Genomic DNA, 13,034 nt, shown 5'->3' with positions numbered 1-13,034 from the left:
GCGCGTCAGTCGCGCGGATGCAGGAGGCGCCGCCAGCTGAGCCCCTGCGCGGCGCGCATCGCGCAGACCACCACGAGCAGCCAGCCGGCATCGAGGAGGATCGAGCTCTCGGCGAGGCCGGTCACGATGAGCACCGTGAGCACCAGGACGGGCCAGACGTGCACGACGGCCTTGCGCTCGGAGGCGATCAGCCACGAGCGCCACAGCGCGAGCCCGATGAGGACGAGGAAGAGCACCACCCCGACGACGCCGACCTGCAGGGCCACGTCGAAGACCGCGTTCAGGCTCGTCGAGTGCCGGCGGCCCGAGAGGTAGTCGATGGCGGTGAACGGGTAGAGGTCGGTGCGCCAGTAGCCCACCCAGCCCCAGCCGATGATCGGGGCGAGGTCGAAGAACCTCCCCACCTGCTCCCAGAGCCTGACCCGGAACTCGAACTCGCTGCCCGCGTTGAGCAGGTCGATCACCCTCGCGCGGAAGATCCACGCCGTCAGCGCAGCGGCGGCCGCGACGCTCAGCGTGACGTACTGGCGGGTGCGCCGCTGGGTGCCGTCGCCGCGCCGCACCCAGCGCAGGGCGAGGGCGACGACGGCGGCCACGACCAGCACACCCGCGCTGACGGCGGAGCGGGTGAACAGGAGCGTCAGCGCGGCGAGGACGATGGAGGCGATCGCCGGGCCGCGCGCCAGCGAGCGGGTCACGAGCTCGATCGAGAAGGTGACGATCGCGAGCAGGCAGACCAGGCCGAGCTGGTTCCGCGTCCCGACCAGGCCCTGGATCGGGCCGCCGGAGGCGAGCAGGCCCTCGACGCCGAGGAAGCGCAGCGGGCGGTCGATCAGCACCCCCGCCAGCACTTCGACGGCGAGCGAGGCGATCAGGACGACGCGCATCACATCGCCGACCGCGCGGATGATCTGGATGATGTCGCGGGTGAGGCCGATCGCGATCGCGAGGAAGGCGAGCGCGAACTGGTACGCCACGCTCGAGACCGTCGCCCACTGGTAGCCGCTCCAGAGCACGCTCAGCCCGATCCAGCCGAGGAACACCAGGATGCTCGTGGGCAGCAGCCCCTCCCAGTCGAGCGTTCCCCGGCGCAGGACCAGCATGCCGCCGGCGAGGATCGTCAGGCTCGCGATCGCCGCGATGTAGCCGGGCCAGCCGAGGACGCCGCGGACGGCGGGAGCGCAGAGCACGACCACCAGGGAGGTCTGCGCGAGCGCCGCAGCGAACTGCGGCGAGACGAGGGCGGCCGCGAGGGAGGCCGGGAGCGCGGACGGCGTCCGATCGCTCATCGACCTGAGCGGTCGGCGACGAGGGGGAGGGGCTCTGCGGTGAGCGCCTCCTCCGACTCGTTGGCGGGCTGCTTGGTCAGGACGGCGATCGCGACCAGCAGGAGCCAGCCTCCCTCGATCAGGATCCTGCTCTCGAAGAGCGACTGGGCGAGGAGCGCGACGCTCAGCAGGAGCGGCGCGAGCGACGTCGCCGAGTAGGGGAGGGTCGTGGTGGCGCTGCGTCGAGGGCGGTCGACCGCGCGGAACCAGGAGCGCCAGAGAGCGGAGGCGGCCAGTGCGACGAAGAGGACGAGGCCGACGAGCCCGAGCTGGAACCAGACGTCGAGCCACGCGTCGTGGGCCTGGAGGTAGAGCACACCCTTGCGCTCGGCGAGGGTGTCGAACGGAGCGGCCCACGGAGCCCAGTAGCTGACCCAGCCCCAGCCCAGCACCGGTCGCTCGGAGGCGAGCCCCCAGACGGAGCGCCAGATGTCGAGCCGACCGGTCGCGTCGTCGCTCTTGCCGAGGAGTCCGAGGAGTGAGCTCCAGCCGACGACCGTGCCGACCACGGCGACGACGACCACCCCGAGCGCGGTGGCGTAGACCGGACGCCGCCCCGACTCGCCTCGGCGCCGGGCCCAGAGGGCGAAGGCCGCCGCCAGCGCGACCGCGACGAGGCCCAGGAGAACGGTGGAGGACCGGGTGAGCAGGAGGGTCGCGGCGAAGAGCACGACCCAGACCGCGCCCCAGCGCCGGCCGATGCTCCGCGCGGCCAGCTCGATCGCGACGACGACCAGCCCGAGCAGCGCGATGAACCCCAGCAGGTTCCGGTTGCCGACGATGCCCTGGATCGGCTCGCCCGTGAAGAGGCCGGCGAGCGACCAGTAGAACGCGTCGGGAATGCGCCCGCTCGGCAGGTCGATGACGAGCGGGAGCACGGGCTGGCGCACGACGACCGCGATCACCAGCTCGAACAGGAGGGAGAGGCCGACGGTGATCCGCAGCGCCCGCCCGAGAGCGGTGACGAAGGAGGCGACGCCGAGGGTCAGGGCGAGCACCACGCCGCCGAACGTCGTCGCGAGCTGCGCGACGACGCCGATCGCGCTGGCACCCGGATAGGCCGACCACAGCTGCGACAGCACGGCGAGGGCGAGGAAGGCCACGAGCGACTTCGGGGTGCGGCTCCAGCGCAGGCGCGGGCGCTCGCGGAGGACCAGCACCACCAGGGCGACGAGCAGCGCCGCGACGACGACCCCCCACCCCCACCAGCCGAGCAGGTTGCGCAGCGCTTGACCGCCCATCATGACGGTGAGCACCGCCACCGCGAGTGCTCGAGGAGCAGCGGGCGCGGCGCGACGGATCATGGCGATCAGTCTAGGGAGCGGGCGGGTCGGACCGGCTCAGACGAACGCCGCGCTGCCGGTGATGGCGCGACCGACGATGAGGGTGTTCATCTCCCGGGTGCCCTCGTACGAGTAGAGCGCCTCCGCATCGGCGAAGAAGCGGGCGACGCCGTAGTCGAGGACGATGCCGTTGCCGCCCATCACCTCGCGGCACCACGCGACGGTCTCTCGCATCCGGCTGGTCGTGTACGCCTTGGCGAGGGCGGAGTGCTCGTCGCGCTGCTCGTCGTCGTCGAGCATCTCGGAGACGCGCGTCGCGAGGGCGATGCTCGCCGTGATGTTGCCGATGCTCTTCACCAGCAGATCCTGCACGAGCTGGTGCTCGACCAGCGGCTTGCCGAACTGGACCCGCTCGCGTGCATAGCGCAGGGCCGCGTCGTAGGCGCCGATCGCGACTCCGATCGCCTGCCACGCGACCTCGGCGCGCGTCAGCCGCAGCACCTTCGCGGTGTCGCGGAAGGAGTTCGCGTTCTGCAGCCGCAGCGACTCCGGAACCGCGACGCCCTCGAGCACGATGTCGGCGTTCTGCACGGTGCGCAGGCTCTGCTTGCGGAGGATCGCGGTCGCGCGGTACCCGGGCGTCGAGGTCGGGACGAGGAAGCCCTTCACCTGGCCGTCGGCGACGTCCTTCGCCCAGATCACGGTCACGTCGCTGAAGGTGGCATTGCCGATCCAGCGCTTGGCGCCGTCGAGGATCCAGGTGTCGCCCTCGCGGCGGGCTGTGGTGCGCAGGCCCTGAGCCGAGTCGGAGCCCGACTGCGGCTCGGTGAGCCCGAACGCGCCGATCACCTCGCCGGAGGCGAGCTTCGGGAGCCACTCTGCGCGCTGCTGCGGGGAGCCGGCGACACCGACGGTGCCCATCACGAGTCCGTTCTGCACGCCGACGTAGGTCGCGATGCCCGCATCCACCCGGCCCAGCTCGAGCGCGACCCAGCCGCGGAACACCGCTGAGTTCTCGACCGCCCGGGTCTCCGGCCACGAGAGCCCGATGACGCCGGAGGAGTGGATCCCCGGGATGAGGTGTCGCGGGAACTCCGCGCGCTCCCAGTAGTCGTCGGCGATCGGACGCACCTCGGCCTCGAGGAAGGCGCGGACTCCGACGAGGAGCTGCTTCTCGTCGCTCGTGAGCCGTCCCTCGAAGCCGTAGAAGTCGGCTGCCAGGATCTCGAAGGTCGTGCTGTCCATGCTCCATCGCTCCGTTGCTCTCGTGGCGCATCGACCGGGACCGCGAGAGCGGCGACGATGCGGCTTCCGCCCAGCGTACGAAGGCGGACCGCACCCGCCGCGCGCGCTGGCGGAGAGCGCCAAGGCGGTCGCCGCCAACGGCTGCCGCCCTTGTAGATCCTGCTACCGTCGGGGCGGAGCGGCCCCGGAACGCGCGGCTCCGACCCCACTCCTCGACGGAAGGCGGCCGCCCCGTGTTCATCCCGATCGGCAACACTCCCCGCGACTACGCCTGGGGCTCGCTCACCGGCATCTCGGAGGCGCTCGGCACCCCGGCGTCCGGCTCGCCCGAGGCGGAGCTGTGGCTGGGTGCGCACCCCGGCTCGCCGTCGCGCATCCTCGATCCCTCCTCCGTCGGCGCCTCGACCCTCGCGGAGTACCTCGCGCACGATCCGGAGGAGGCGCTCGCCGGAGTGGAGGGCTCGGTCGACCCTGTCTCGGGCGCGCCCCGTCTGCCGTTCCTCCTCAAGATCCTCGCGGCCGGCGGCCCGCTCTCGCTGCAGGCGCACCCCTCGTCCGAGAGGGCGCGACGCCGCTTCGTCGAGGAGGACGAGGCCGGCATCCCGCGCGACGCCGCGAACCGGAACTACAAGGACCCGTTCCACAAGCCCGAGCTCATCTACGCGCTCAGCGAGAGCTTCGACGCGCTCTGCGGCTTCCGCGAGCCCGGTGGCACGCGAGCGCTCCTGGCGGACCTCGCGGGGCGCGCCTCCGGGGTCGATGCCGAGGCGATCACGGCCTTCGCTGCGACGCTCGAGGGCGAACCGGGCGAGGCGCTCCGCGGAGCCGTCACCTGGCTGCTCGAGGACGGCGACAGGACAGAGGTGGCGGCACTCGTCGCCGCGGTGGTCGCCGCTTCGGCGGGCGACGACCGGCTCGAGACCGCCACCGTGCGCGACCTCGCCGAGAGCTACCCGGGCGACCCGGGGATCGCGCTCTCGCTCCTCCTGAACCGCGTGCGCCTCGCGCGGGGCGAGGTGCTGTACCTGCCGGCCGGCAACATCCACGCCTACCTGCTCGGGACGGGGGTCGAGCTGATGGCCGCCTCCGACAACGTGCTGCGCGGCGGGCTGACGCCCAAGCACATCGACGTGCCCGAGCTGGTCGAGGTGCTCGACTTCTCGCCGCTCCCGGTGCCGTACCTGCGGCCGGAGGAGCCGGTCGAGGGTCTGCGCGTCTACCGGCCCGACGTCCCCGACTTCGTGCTCGCGGTCGTCGAACCGGTGTCGGAGGAGGCCGTGCAGGTCCCGCTGACCGGCCCGGCCATCGCGATCGCGACCGCCGGCGGGTTCACGCTGCGCGGGTCCGGCGGGGAGGCCCGCGTCGAGCGGGGCGAGAGCGTCTACGTCACGCCGTCGGAGCGGGCACTCGCCGTCACCGGCAGCGGCACTCTCTTCATCGCCACCGTCTGACCCGGCGCCCGACCCCGCTCAGGACGCCTCCGCGCAGGCGAACGTGCGGCGGTAGGCCGCGGGGGTCGTCTGCAGCACCCGCACGAAGTGGTGGCGCATGACGGCGCCCGTGCCGAAGCCGACGCGCCCCGCGATCGTCTCGAGGGGCAGGTCGCTCTCCTCCAGCAGCTGCTGGGCGCGCAGCAGGCGCTGCCGGTTCAGCCAGGCGAGCGGAGTGGTGCCGAGGTCGGCGCGGAAGCGGCGGGCGAACGTGCGCGGCGACATCAGAGCGCGGCGGGCGAGGACCTCGATGGTGAGGTCCTGGTCGAGGTTCTCGAGCATCCACTCGGTGACCCCCGCGAAGGAGTCGGCGCGCACCTCGGCGATCGGCGTGCGGATGTACTGCGCCTGGCCGCCGTGCCGCTGGGGAGGGACGACCATCCGGCGCGCGACCACGTTGGCCACCGCAGCGCCGAGCTCCTCGCGGACGATGTGCAGCGACGCGTCGATGCCGGCGGCGGTGCCGGCGCTCGTGACGATGCGGCCCTCCTGGACGAAGAGCACGTCGGGGTCGACCCGGACCGTGGGGAAGCGCCGCGCGAGCTCGTCGGCGTGCATCCAGTGCGTCGTGGCGCGCCGGCCGTCGAGGAGGCCGGCCTGCGCCAGGGTGAAGGCACCGCTGCAGACGCTGAGGATCCACGCTCCGCGGGCGTGGGCGCGCCGCAGCAGCTCGAGCACACGCTCGTCGACCGAGCCCCTCGTGTGCGCCGGGACGGCGATGAGGTCGGCGTGCTCAGCGGCCTCGAGGCCCTCGGAGATCACCATGTCGAAGCCGAGACTCGTGCGCACGGGGCCGGGGTCGGCCGTCACGATCGTGAAGTCGAAGGACGGGCCGCCGCTCGCGCTCCGGTCGATGCCGAACACCTCGCAGACCACGCCGAACTCGAACGGCGCGAGGTCGGGCAGGGCGATGAGGGCGACGGACCGGAGCATGGCGGCAGGATAGCCCGCTGTGACGACTTCCTGCCAAACGGGGCGTTCTCCACGCGCCGATAGGGTGGCACCCGGCGCGCGTCGCGGGCGCCGGACAGCGAGGGAGAAGCGCATGGCATGGCTGGTCACCGGGGGAGCCGGGTACATCGGAGCGCACGTGGTGCGCGCCTTCTCGGAGCAGGGCATCGACCCCGTCGTGATCGACGACCTCTCGTCGGGGCACGAGTCGTTCGTGCCCGAGGGCGTGCCGTTCCATCGCGGATCGATCCTCGACGAGGCGCTGCTCGACCGGGTCTTCGCGGAGCACTCGATCGAGGGCGTCGTGCACGTCGCCGGCTTCAAGTACGCCGGAGTCTCGGTGCAGCGACCCCTGCACACCTACGAGCAGAACGTGACCGCGACCATGCGGGTGCTGGCGGCGATGCAGCGCGCCGGAGTCTCCTCCATCGTCTTCTCCTCGAGCGCGGCCGTGTACGGCGCGGTCGACGTCGAGCTCGTCACCGAGGGCACACCGAAGAGCCCCGAGTCGCCCTACGGCGAGACGAAGCTGATCGGCGAGTGGCTGCTGGCCGACGCCGGCCGGGCGCACGGCGTGCGCCACTCGTCCCTCCGCTACTTCAACGTCGTCGGATCGGGCTACCCCGACGTGTACGACACGAGCCCGCACAACCTGTTCCCGCTCGTCTTCGAGGCGCTGCTCGCGGGCCGCACGCCGCGCATCAACGGCGACGACTACCCCACTCCCGACGGCACCTGCGTGCGCGACTACATCCACGTGGCCGACCTCGCCCTGGCGCACGTCGCCGCGGCGCGCCGGCTCTCCGCCGGCGAGCCGATCGATCCGGTCTACAACCTCGGCAGCGGGACCGGCGCCTCCGTCGGCGAGATCATGCGCGCGATCGCCGACAGCACCGGGATCGACTTCACTCCGGAGGTGGCCCCGCGCCGGCCGGGCGACCCGCCCCGCATCGTCGCCTCGGGCGAGACCGCGGCGCGCGATCTGGGCTGGGAGATGCGCCACTCGCTCGCGGAGATGGTCGAGAGCGCGTGGCAGGCCCGGAGCGGCGCCACGGCCTGACGCCCTCCGCGAGATCGGACACGGTCGCGACACGCCGGTGTGTCGTGAACCCTCCACGGAGGGTTGAGGGTTTAGGGTCCGCGACTTGACCTCAGCGAATGACACCGGTGTAATTACCCCTGGCGATGGTTCCGATGAGGAGCGGTTCGCCGTTCATCGGACGCAGGCGGGGTAGGAGACGACATGGCACTTCCCGACAGTCGCTCCGAGGCACACGAGCCCTCCGACCCGGGCCGTCGCACCGGCGTCCCCGGCCGTGCGGGAGTGCCCGAGGACTGGTTCGTCGATCCCGTCCGGCTCGGCGTCCCCGGCGTCCGTCCTGGGGTCGACACCGAGACCGAGGCCCCCGGAGGGGCCCTCTCGTGGCAGGTCGACTCGCTCTGCGCTCAGACGGACCCCGAGGCGTTCTTCCCCGAGAAGGGCGGCTCGACCCGCGACGCCAAGAAGATCTGCACCTCCTGCGAGGTGCGCTCGCAGTGCCTGGAGTACGCCCTCGAGAACGACGAGCGCTTCGGCATCTGGGGCGGCCTCTCCGAGCGCGAGCGCCGCAAGCTCCGACGCCGGGCGTAGCCCTTCCCCTCCGCCCCTGCCTCTTCGCCCTCCCGGCGGGCCACGCGATACCCAGGCATCGCGTGTGCTTCGCCTGCTCCTTCTTGCGCTCGTGAGCGCGTGAGGGGAGGGCGGCGAGCCGCAGGCGGCCCCCCGGTCGCCATCACCTAGGGTGGTCCGCGATGTATCCACGAGTCACCGCCGTCCTCGTCGCGCGCAACGGCGCGGCGTACCTCGAACGAACCCTCGCGGCGCTGCGGGCGCAGACCCGCCAGCCCGATGCGACCGTGTTCGTCGACGGCGGCTCGAGGGACACGACCGGCGAGCTGCTCTCCGGCTGGGGACCGACCCAGCTCGTCCAGGTCGCCGAGAACCTGCCCTTCGGCCAGGCCGTCGGGCGTGCGGTGCGGGTGATGCAGCCTCCGGCCGGGGAGGACGAGTGGCTGTGGCTGCTCGCGCAGGACTCGGCCCCCGAGCCGGGCGCGCTCGCGGCGCTTCTCGGCGCCGTCGAGGTCGCGCCCTCGGTCGCGGTGGCCGGCCCCAAGGTCATGGACTGGACGCGCTCCGGCTACATCCGCAGCTACGGCGAGTCGATCACGAACTACGGCACGACCGTCCACCTCGTCGAGGACGAGCTCGACCAGGGACAGCACGACGCCACCCCGGATGTCCTCGCGGTCGCAGCGGGCGGCATGCTCGTCCGCCACTCCCTCTGGGAGGAGCTCGGCGGCTTCGACCCCGGCCTGCCCGTGGTCGACGACGCCCTCGACTTCTCGATCCGCACCCGCCTCGCGGGTCACCGCGTCAGCCGGGTGCCCGACGCCCGGGTGACGACGGCCCGCATCGGCCTGCAGCGTCCCGACGGCCGCCGCATCGACAGCGGTGAGCGCCGGCGCGCGCGCCAGCACCGCGCCGCGCAGCTGCACCGCCGGCTCGCGTACGCGCCGGTCGCGCTGCTCGTGCTGCACTGGCTGTCGCTGGTGCCACTCGCCGTCGGGCGCGCCGCCGTGCGCCTCCTGCGCAAGCAGCCCGGTCTCGTCGGAGGCGAGCTGCTCGCCGCCTTCGTCGTCGCGTTCGGTGCCACCAAGGTCTTCCGCGCGCGCCGCATCCTCCGCTCCTCGAAGAACGTGGGCTGGAAGGCGATCGCTCCGCTCCGGATCCCGCTCGACGTGGTCCGCCAGCTCCGCTCGGTCAGGCACGACGCCGTCCGCGTGCAGGCCACCCGCGAGCGCCACCCGCTCCAGTTCTTCCAGAGCGGGGGAGTGTGGGTCGTGCTCGTCGCCGCCCTGGTCGGCCTCATCCTCTACACGCCGCTGATCGCCGCGTCCGCGATCAGCGGAGGCGGGCTCCTCACCCTCTCGCCGACGGTCGGGCAGCTCTGGCAGAACGCCGCCTACGGGTGGCGCGACCTCGGCTCGGGCTTCATCGGCGCGGCGGATCCGTTCGCGGCCGTCCTCGCCGTCCTCGGCTCTCTGACCTTCTGGGCCCCGAGCTTCTCGATGGTCCTGCTCTATCTCACGGCTCTCCCGCTCGCCGCCATGGGGGCCTGGCTGATGATCGCGAGGATCACGCCCAGGCCGCTCGCCCGTGCCGCGGGGTCGCTGGTCTGGATCCTCGCGCCCGCCTTCTTCGCCGCTCAGTCCGACGGCCGCCCCGCCGCGATGCTGGTGCACGTGCTGCTGCCGTGGCTCTTCTTCGCCGGCTTCGGCGCCTACCGCTCGTGGAGCGCCTCCGCCACCGCGTCGATCCTGGCCGCGGTCGTCGTGGCCTGCGCGCCGGTCCTCTCCCTGCCGCTGCTGGCCGTGTGGATCGTCGTGCTCGCGACCGCGGGCCGTCGCATCGGCCGCTTCGCCGGGCTGCCGATCCCGAGTCTCGCCCTGCTGTTCCCGATCGCGGTCGCCCAGGGCGGCCGGGGCGACTGGTTCGCGATCCTCGCCGATCCGGGAGTCCCGCTCGCCTCGGCGCGTGTCGACCTGTTCACACTCGTCGCCGGCTTCCCCTCGCAGTTCTCGCAGAGCTGGCTCGACGTCCTCGAGAACCTGAACATCTCGGAGTCGGCCGCCCCGATCGCGACCGCGGTCCTGATCCTGCCCCTGATCGTCGCCGCCCTCGCCTCCCTGCTGCTCCCCAACAACCTCTCGGCGCTCGGCGGCGTCGGTGTCGCCGCACTCGGCCTCGTCACCGCGACGCTCGCGCAGGGCCTGCAGGTCGCGACCAGCGGATCGGAGACGGTCGCGGTCTGGAGCGGCACCGGCCTCAGCCTCTACTGGCTCGGCCTGGTCATCGGCTTCTCGCTCTCGGTCGCGGCGCTGCCGTCGTTCCGGCTCGTGCCCGCTCTCGTCGTCACGGCCGCCACGATCGTCGCCGTCGCACCGCTCGCGGTCGCATTCCCCACCGGCCACAGCTCGATCTCGACCACCTCGGACCGTTCGCTGCCGGCCTACGTCGCGGCGGAGGCGCAGAACGACCCCCGCGTCGGCACGATCGTGCTCGTCCCGCAGGCCGACGGCGGAGTCCTGGCACGCCTCGAGCGCGGTGCCGGCGCGACACTCGACCAGCAGTCGACCCTCGCGGCGACGGGTGCCGAGAGCACGGACGCGATCGACGAGCTCGCCGGAAACCTCGTCTCGCGCACCGGCTTCGACGTCGCCTCCGCTCTCGACGAGCTCGGCGTGCGCTTCGTGGTGCTGACGGTGCCGAGCGAGTCCCAGGCCGGCGCGGAGGCCACCGCTGTGCGCTCGCGCGCCGCCGTCTCGCTCGACGGCAACGCCGCGTTCTCGGCCGTCGGCGACACCCGCTACGGTCTCCTGTGGAGCGCGGTCGACGACGACGGCGTCCGGGCCGATGCCGCTCCGAGCGGAGTGGTCGGTCCGTTCGGCATCGCCTACACGATCGCCGTGCTGCTCGTCTTCCTCGTCGCCTTCCTGCTCGCGGTGCCCACGGGCCTCTCCCTCGAGCGCGCGCGCTCGGGCGGCGCGGTGGCGGGGATCGACGACGAGCCGGGCGAGGCGACCGGCCAGTTCGACGACGGGAACGACGATGTCTGATCCGACCGACCAGGAGACGCCGGCGAAGACCGCGGCCCCGGCGCGCCCCGAGCGAGCCGAGCGCCGCAGGCGGGCCGCCACGACGACGACCCCGGCGCGCAGGGCGCCCTCGGCGGCCCGCCGCCGCAGGTCCGCCCTGCGGGCCGCAGCCGGAGTCGCGGGTCTCGCGATGGCGGCGGCCGCCGTCGTCCTGCCCCAGGTCCTCCCCCTGCCCGAGGTGAGCCGCGCCGCCGAGGGCGTCGTGGTCAGCCCCGTGGCCGCCGACGGCGCCCTCGTCTGCGGAGGCGATCTCATCGACGCCGGTGAGCCGGAGGAGCTCCTCGCCTTCGCGGGTTCGGCGACCGCTGTCTGGCCGGCCGACTCCGTGTCCGACTCGCGAGCGCTGACGGAGGCGGACGTCGCCGCCCCCGGCTCCGGCATCGACGGCCTCAGCGTGCCCGCCGACTCCGACCCCACCCCGGGCGGAGTCACCACTCAGTCGATCGCGAACGAGTCCGTCTCCGGCCTCTCGGCACACGGCTGCGCCGAGCCGACGGCCGACAGCTGGCTCGTCGCCGGGTCGACCGATGTCGGGCGCACCTCCGTCCTCGTGCTCGCGAACGCCAGCGAGGTCGCCGCGACCGTCGACCTCGCTCTCTACGGCGAGCAGGGGCCGGTCTCCGCCACGGGAGCGACCGGAATCGTCGTACCCGCCGGATCCGTTCGCGCGCTTCCCCTCGCCGGCCTCGCGCCGGACGTGGTCCAGCCGGTCGTCCATGTGACGGCCCGTGGTGGCGAAGTCGCGGCGAGCCTCCAGAGCAGCGCGATCTCGGGCCTGACGCCCGAGGGGGTCGAGATCTCCGCACCCTCCGCGAGCCCCGCGACCGTCGCGGTCATCGCCGGCTTCACCGTCGCCTCCGCGCCCGCCGAGACGGCGAGCGACGACGGCAGCGGGGGAGAGGGCGTCCCGGTCCTGCGCATCCTCGCTCCCGGTGACGCCGACAGCACAGTGTCGGTCGAGGTCGCCAACGAGGACCCGAGCGGACTCGGCGCCTCGACGCAGGTCGTCGTGGCGGCCGGTCGTGTCGGCGAGGTGCCCCTCACGGGGCTCGCCGACGGCTCGTACCGGGTGACCCTCAGCTCCGACCAGCCGATCGTGGCCGCCGGACGCACCACGTCGACGGGCCCTGCCGGCACCGATTTCGCCTGGTTCGCCTCCGGGACCGCGACGTCGACGCCCTTCGGCGTCGCCAGCACCGGCGAGGCCGGCGCGCGACTGCACCTCGCGAACGCGAGCGACTCCTCGGCCTCGGTCGTCATCGACTCGCCGGCGGGATCGCGCACGCTCGAGATCGGCCCCTACTCCGCGGCGTCGACCGAGCTGGGCACCGACTCGGCCGTGGTCTCGAGCGACCAGCCGGTGCAGGCCTCGGTGTCGATCGCCTCCGACGGCCGCATCGCGTCGTACCCGGTCGTGCCTCCGGGGCCGCTCTCGTCACCGGTGACGGTGTACTCGCACTGACGGGCTGTTCGTCTCGATCGAGTCCCTCGGATCCGAGATCCGCTCGCACTCGACGGGATCACTGATTCCTGCGAGCCGGATGCGTTCTCGCGATCCGGAAGAGGTCGGACCGCCTGCGTCAGTGGTGGCGGAAGCGGTCCGGGGAGATGTCCCACGGGTCGCGGCCGAGCAGTTCGGCGACGGCGCGGAAGACGTAGCTCTCGATGAGCATCCGCTGGTGCCAGTCGTCGCGGTGGTGCAGCTTGGCGAGACGCTCGATGGGGACGCGGTAGAGCGTGATGCGCCGGGCGGCGTGGTCGACGCGCCAGCGGGCGATCCCCGTGCCGTGCAGTCGCGCCGGATCGACGTCGGGCGTCGTGGCGATGTCGACGTGGAGGCCGGCGAGCTCCTCCGGCCAGAGTCCCCGGAGATAGTCGATGGACGAGCCGATCGTCATCTCGAAGAAGTCGGAGCGCGTCTGCAGCGGCGGCAGGTGCGGCCCGGTGACCGGCCCGCGGATGCCCCGCCCGTGCCTGTCCCGGGATCCGCTGCGGACGGTGGTCGCCTGACGAGCGGTGGAACGACGAGCGCGGGGCATGCG

At 72.9% G+C, this 13,034-nt stretch carries 10 protein-coding genes; 5 read left to right on the top strand and 5 right to left on the bottom strand.

The window, feature by feature from the left end; translation table 11 throughout:
- Positions 1-5: 5 nt before the first annotated feature.
- Genes ASG06_RS18825 through ASG06_RS18815 form a run of 3 tightly spaced genes read right to left on the bottom strand, consistent with a single transcriptional unit; the run spans position 6 to position 3,856 of the window.
- Positions 6-1,289, bottom strand: coding sequence for an O-antigen ligase family protein (locus ASG06_RS18825; RefSeq protein ID WP_056045256.1), 1,284 nt, complete (start codon positions 1,287-1,289; stop codon positions 6-8).
- Positions 1,286-2,632 carry an O-antigen ligase family protein gene (locus tag ASG06_RS18820; protein ID WP_082499367.1) on the bottom strand — a complete coding sequence of 449 codons (1,347 nt, stop codon included), beginning with the start codon at positions 2,630-2,632 and terminating at the stop codon, positions 1,286-1,288. The genes ASG06_RS18825 and ASG06_RS18820 overlap by 4 nt, the downstream gene beginning before the upstream one ends.
- Positions 2,633-2,668: 36 nt before the next feature.
- Positions 2,669-3,856, bottom strand: a complete 1,188-nt coding sequence (locus ASG06_RS18815; RefSeq protein ID WP_056045253.1) for an acyl-CoA dehydrogenase family protein — start codon at positions 3,854-3,856, stop codon at positions 2,669-2,671.
- 233 nt (positions 3,857-4,089) lie between these two features.
- On the opposite strand from ASG06_RS18815, the gene manA reads away from it, so the two are divergent.
- Positions 4,090-5,307 carry a mannose-6-phosphate isomerase, class I gene (gene manA, locus ASG06_RS18810; RefSeq protein ID WP_056045250.1) on the top strand — a complete coding sequence of 406 codons (1,218 nt, stop codon included), beginning with the start codon at positions 4,090-4,092 and terminating at the stop codon, positions 5,305-5,307.
- 18 nt (positions 5,308-5,325) lie between these two features.
- On the opposite strand, the gene ASG06_RS18805 is transcribed toward manA, so the two are convergent.
- Positions 5,326-6,279: a GlxA family transcriptional regulator gene (locus ASG06_RS18805; RefSeq protein WP_056045247.1), complete on the bottom strand. Its 954-nt coding sequence runs from the start codon at positions 6,277-6,279 to the stop codon at positions 5,326-5,328.
- A 112-nt stretch (positions 6,280-6,391) separates the two neighbouring features.
- Here ASG06_RS18805 and galE point away from each other — a divergent pair, with 112 nt between their 5' ends.
- From galE to ASG06_RS18785, 4 genes are all read left to right on the top strand, one after another.
- Complete coding sequence (gene galE, locus ASG06_RS18800; protein WP_056045244.1) at positions 6,392-7,357, top strand: UDP-glucose 4-epimerase GalE; 966 nt, start codon at positions 6,392-6,394, stop codon at positions 7,355-7,357.
- A 183-nt stretch (positions 7,358-7,540) separates the two neighbouring features.
- On the top strand, positions 7,541-7,927 hold the full coding sequence (locus tag ASG06_RS18795; protein WP_082499366.1) for a WhiB family transcriptional regulator: 387 nt from the start codon (positions 7,541-7,543) through the stop codon (positions 7,925-7,927).
- A gap of 161 nt (positions 7,928-8,088) precedes the next feature.
- A complete protein-coding gene (locus ASG06_RS18790) occupies positions 8,089-10,953 on the top strand; it encodes a glycosyltransferase family 2 protein (RefSeq protein ID WP_056045241.1) in 2,865 nt (954 codons plus the stop codon).
- Positions 10,946-12,454 carry a DUF5719 family protein gene (locus ASG06_RS18785; protein WP_056045238.1) on the top strand — a complete coding sequence of 503 codons (1,509 nt, stop codon included), beginning with the start codon at positions 10,946-10,948 and terminating at the stop codon, positions 12,452-12,454. The genes ASG06_RS18790 and ASG06_RS18785 overlap by 8 nt, the downstream gene beginning before the upstream one ends.
- Positions 12,455-12,572: 118 nt before the next feature.
- Here the strand turns inward: ASG06_RS18785 and ASG06_RS18780 are convergent, their stop codons facing one another.
- Complete coding sequence (locus ASG06_RS18780; RefSeq protein ID WP_056045236.1) at positions 12,573-13,031, bottom strand: metallopeptidase family protein; 459 nt, start codon at positions 13,029-13,031, stop codon at positions 12,573-12,575.
- Positions 13,032-13,034 lie beyond the last annotated feature (3 nt).

Source organism: Rathayibacter sp. Leaf185, from assembly GCF_001423885.1.
GTDB lineage: Bacteria > Actinomycetota > Actinomycetes > Actinomycetales > Microbacteriaceae > Rathayibacter.
Note: the sequence above shows the minus strand (reverse complement) of the source record. Positions and strands in the feature narration are given on the sequence as shown.

Bases quoted from the DNA above. Each gene is read 5' to 3' on its own strand.
- ASG06_RS18825 (WP_056045256.1), bottom strand. From the start codon at position 1,289: ATGAGCGATCGGACGCCGTCCGCGCTCCCGGCCTCCCTCGCGGCCGCC.
- ASG06_RS18820 (WP_082499367.1), bottom strand. From the start codon at position 2,632: ATGATCCGTCGCGCCGCGCCCGCTGCTCCTCGAGCACTCGCGGTGGCG.
- ASG06_RS18815 (WP_056045253.1), bottom strand. From the start codon at position 3,856: ATGGACAGCACGACCTTCGAGATCCTGGCAGCCGACTTCTACGGCTTC.
- ASG06_RS18805 (WP_056045247.1), bottom strand. From the start codon at position 6,279: ATGCTCCGGTCCGTCGCCCTCATCGCCCTGCCCGACCTCGCGCCGTTC.
- galE (WP_056045244.1), top strand. From the start codon at position 6,392: ATGGCATGGCTGGTCACCGGGGGAGCCGGGTACATCGGAGCGCACGTG.
- ASG06_RS18795 (WP_082499366.1), top strand. From the start codon at position 7,541: ATGGCACTTCCCGACAGTCGCTCCGAGGCACACGAGCCCTCCGACCCG.
- ASG06_RS18790 (WP_056045241.1), top strand. From the start codon at position 8,089: ATGTATCCACGAGTCACCGCCGTCCTCGTCGCGCGCAACGGCGCGGCG.
- ASG06_RS18785 (WP_056045238.1), top strand. From the start codon at position 10,946: ATGTCTGATCCGACCGACCAGGAGACGCCGGCGAAGACCGCGGCCCCG.
- ASG06_RS18780 (WP_056045236.1), bottom strand. From the start codon at position 13,031: ATGCCCCGCGCTCGTCGTTCCACCGCTCGTCAGGCGACCACCGTCCGC.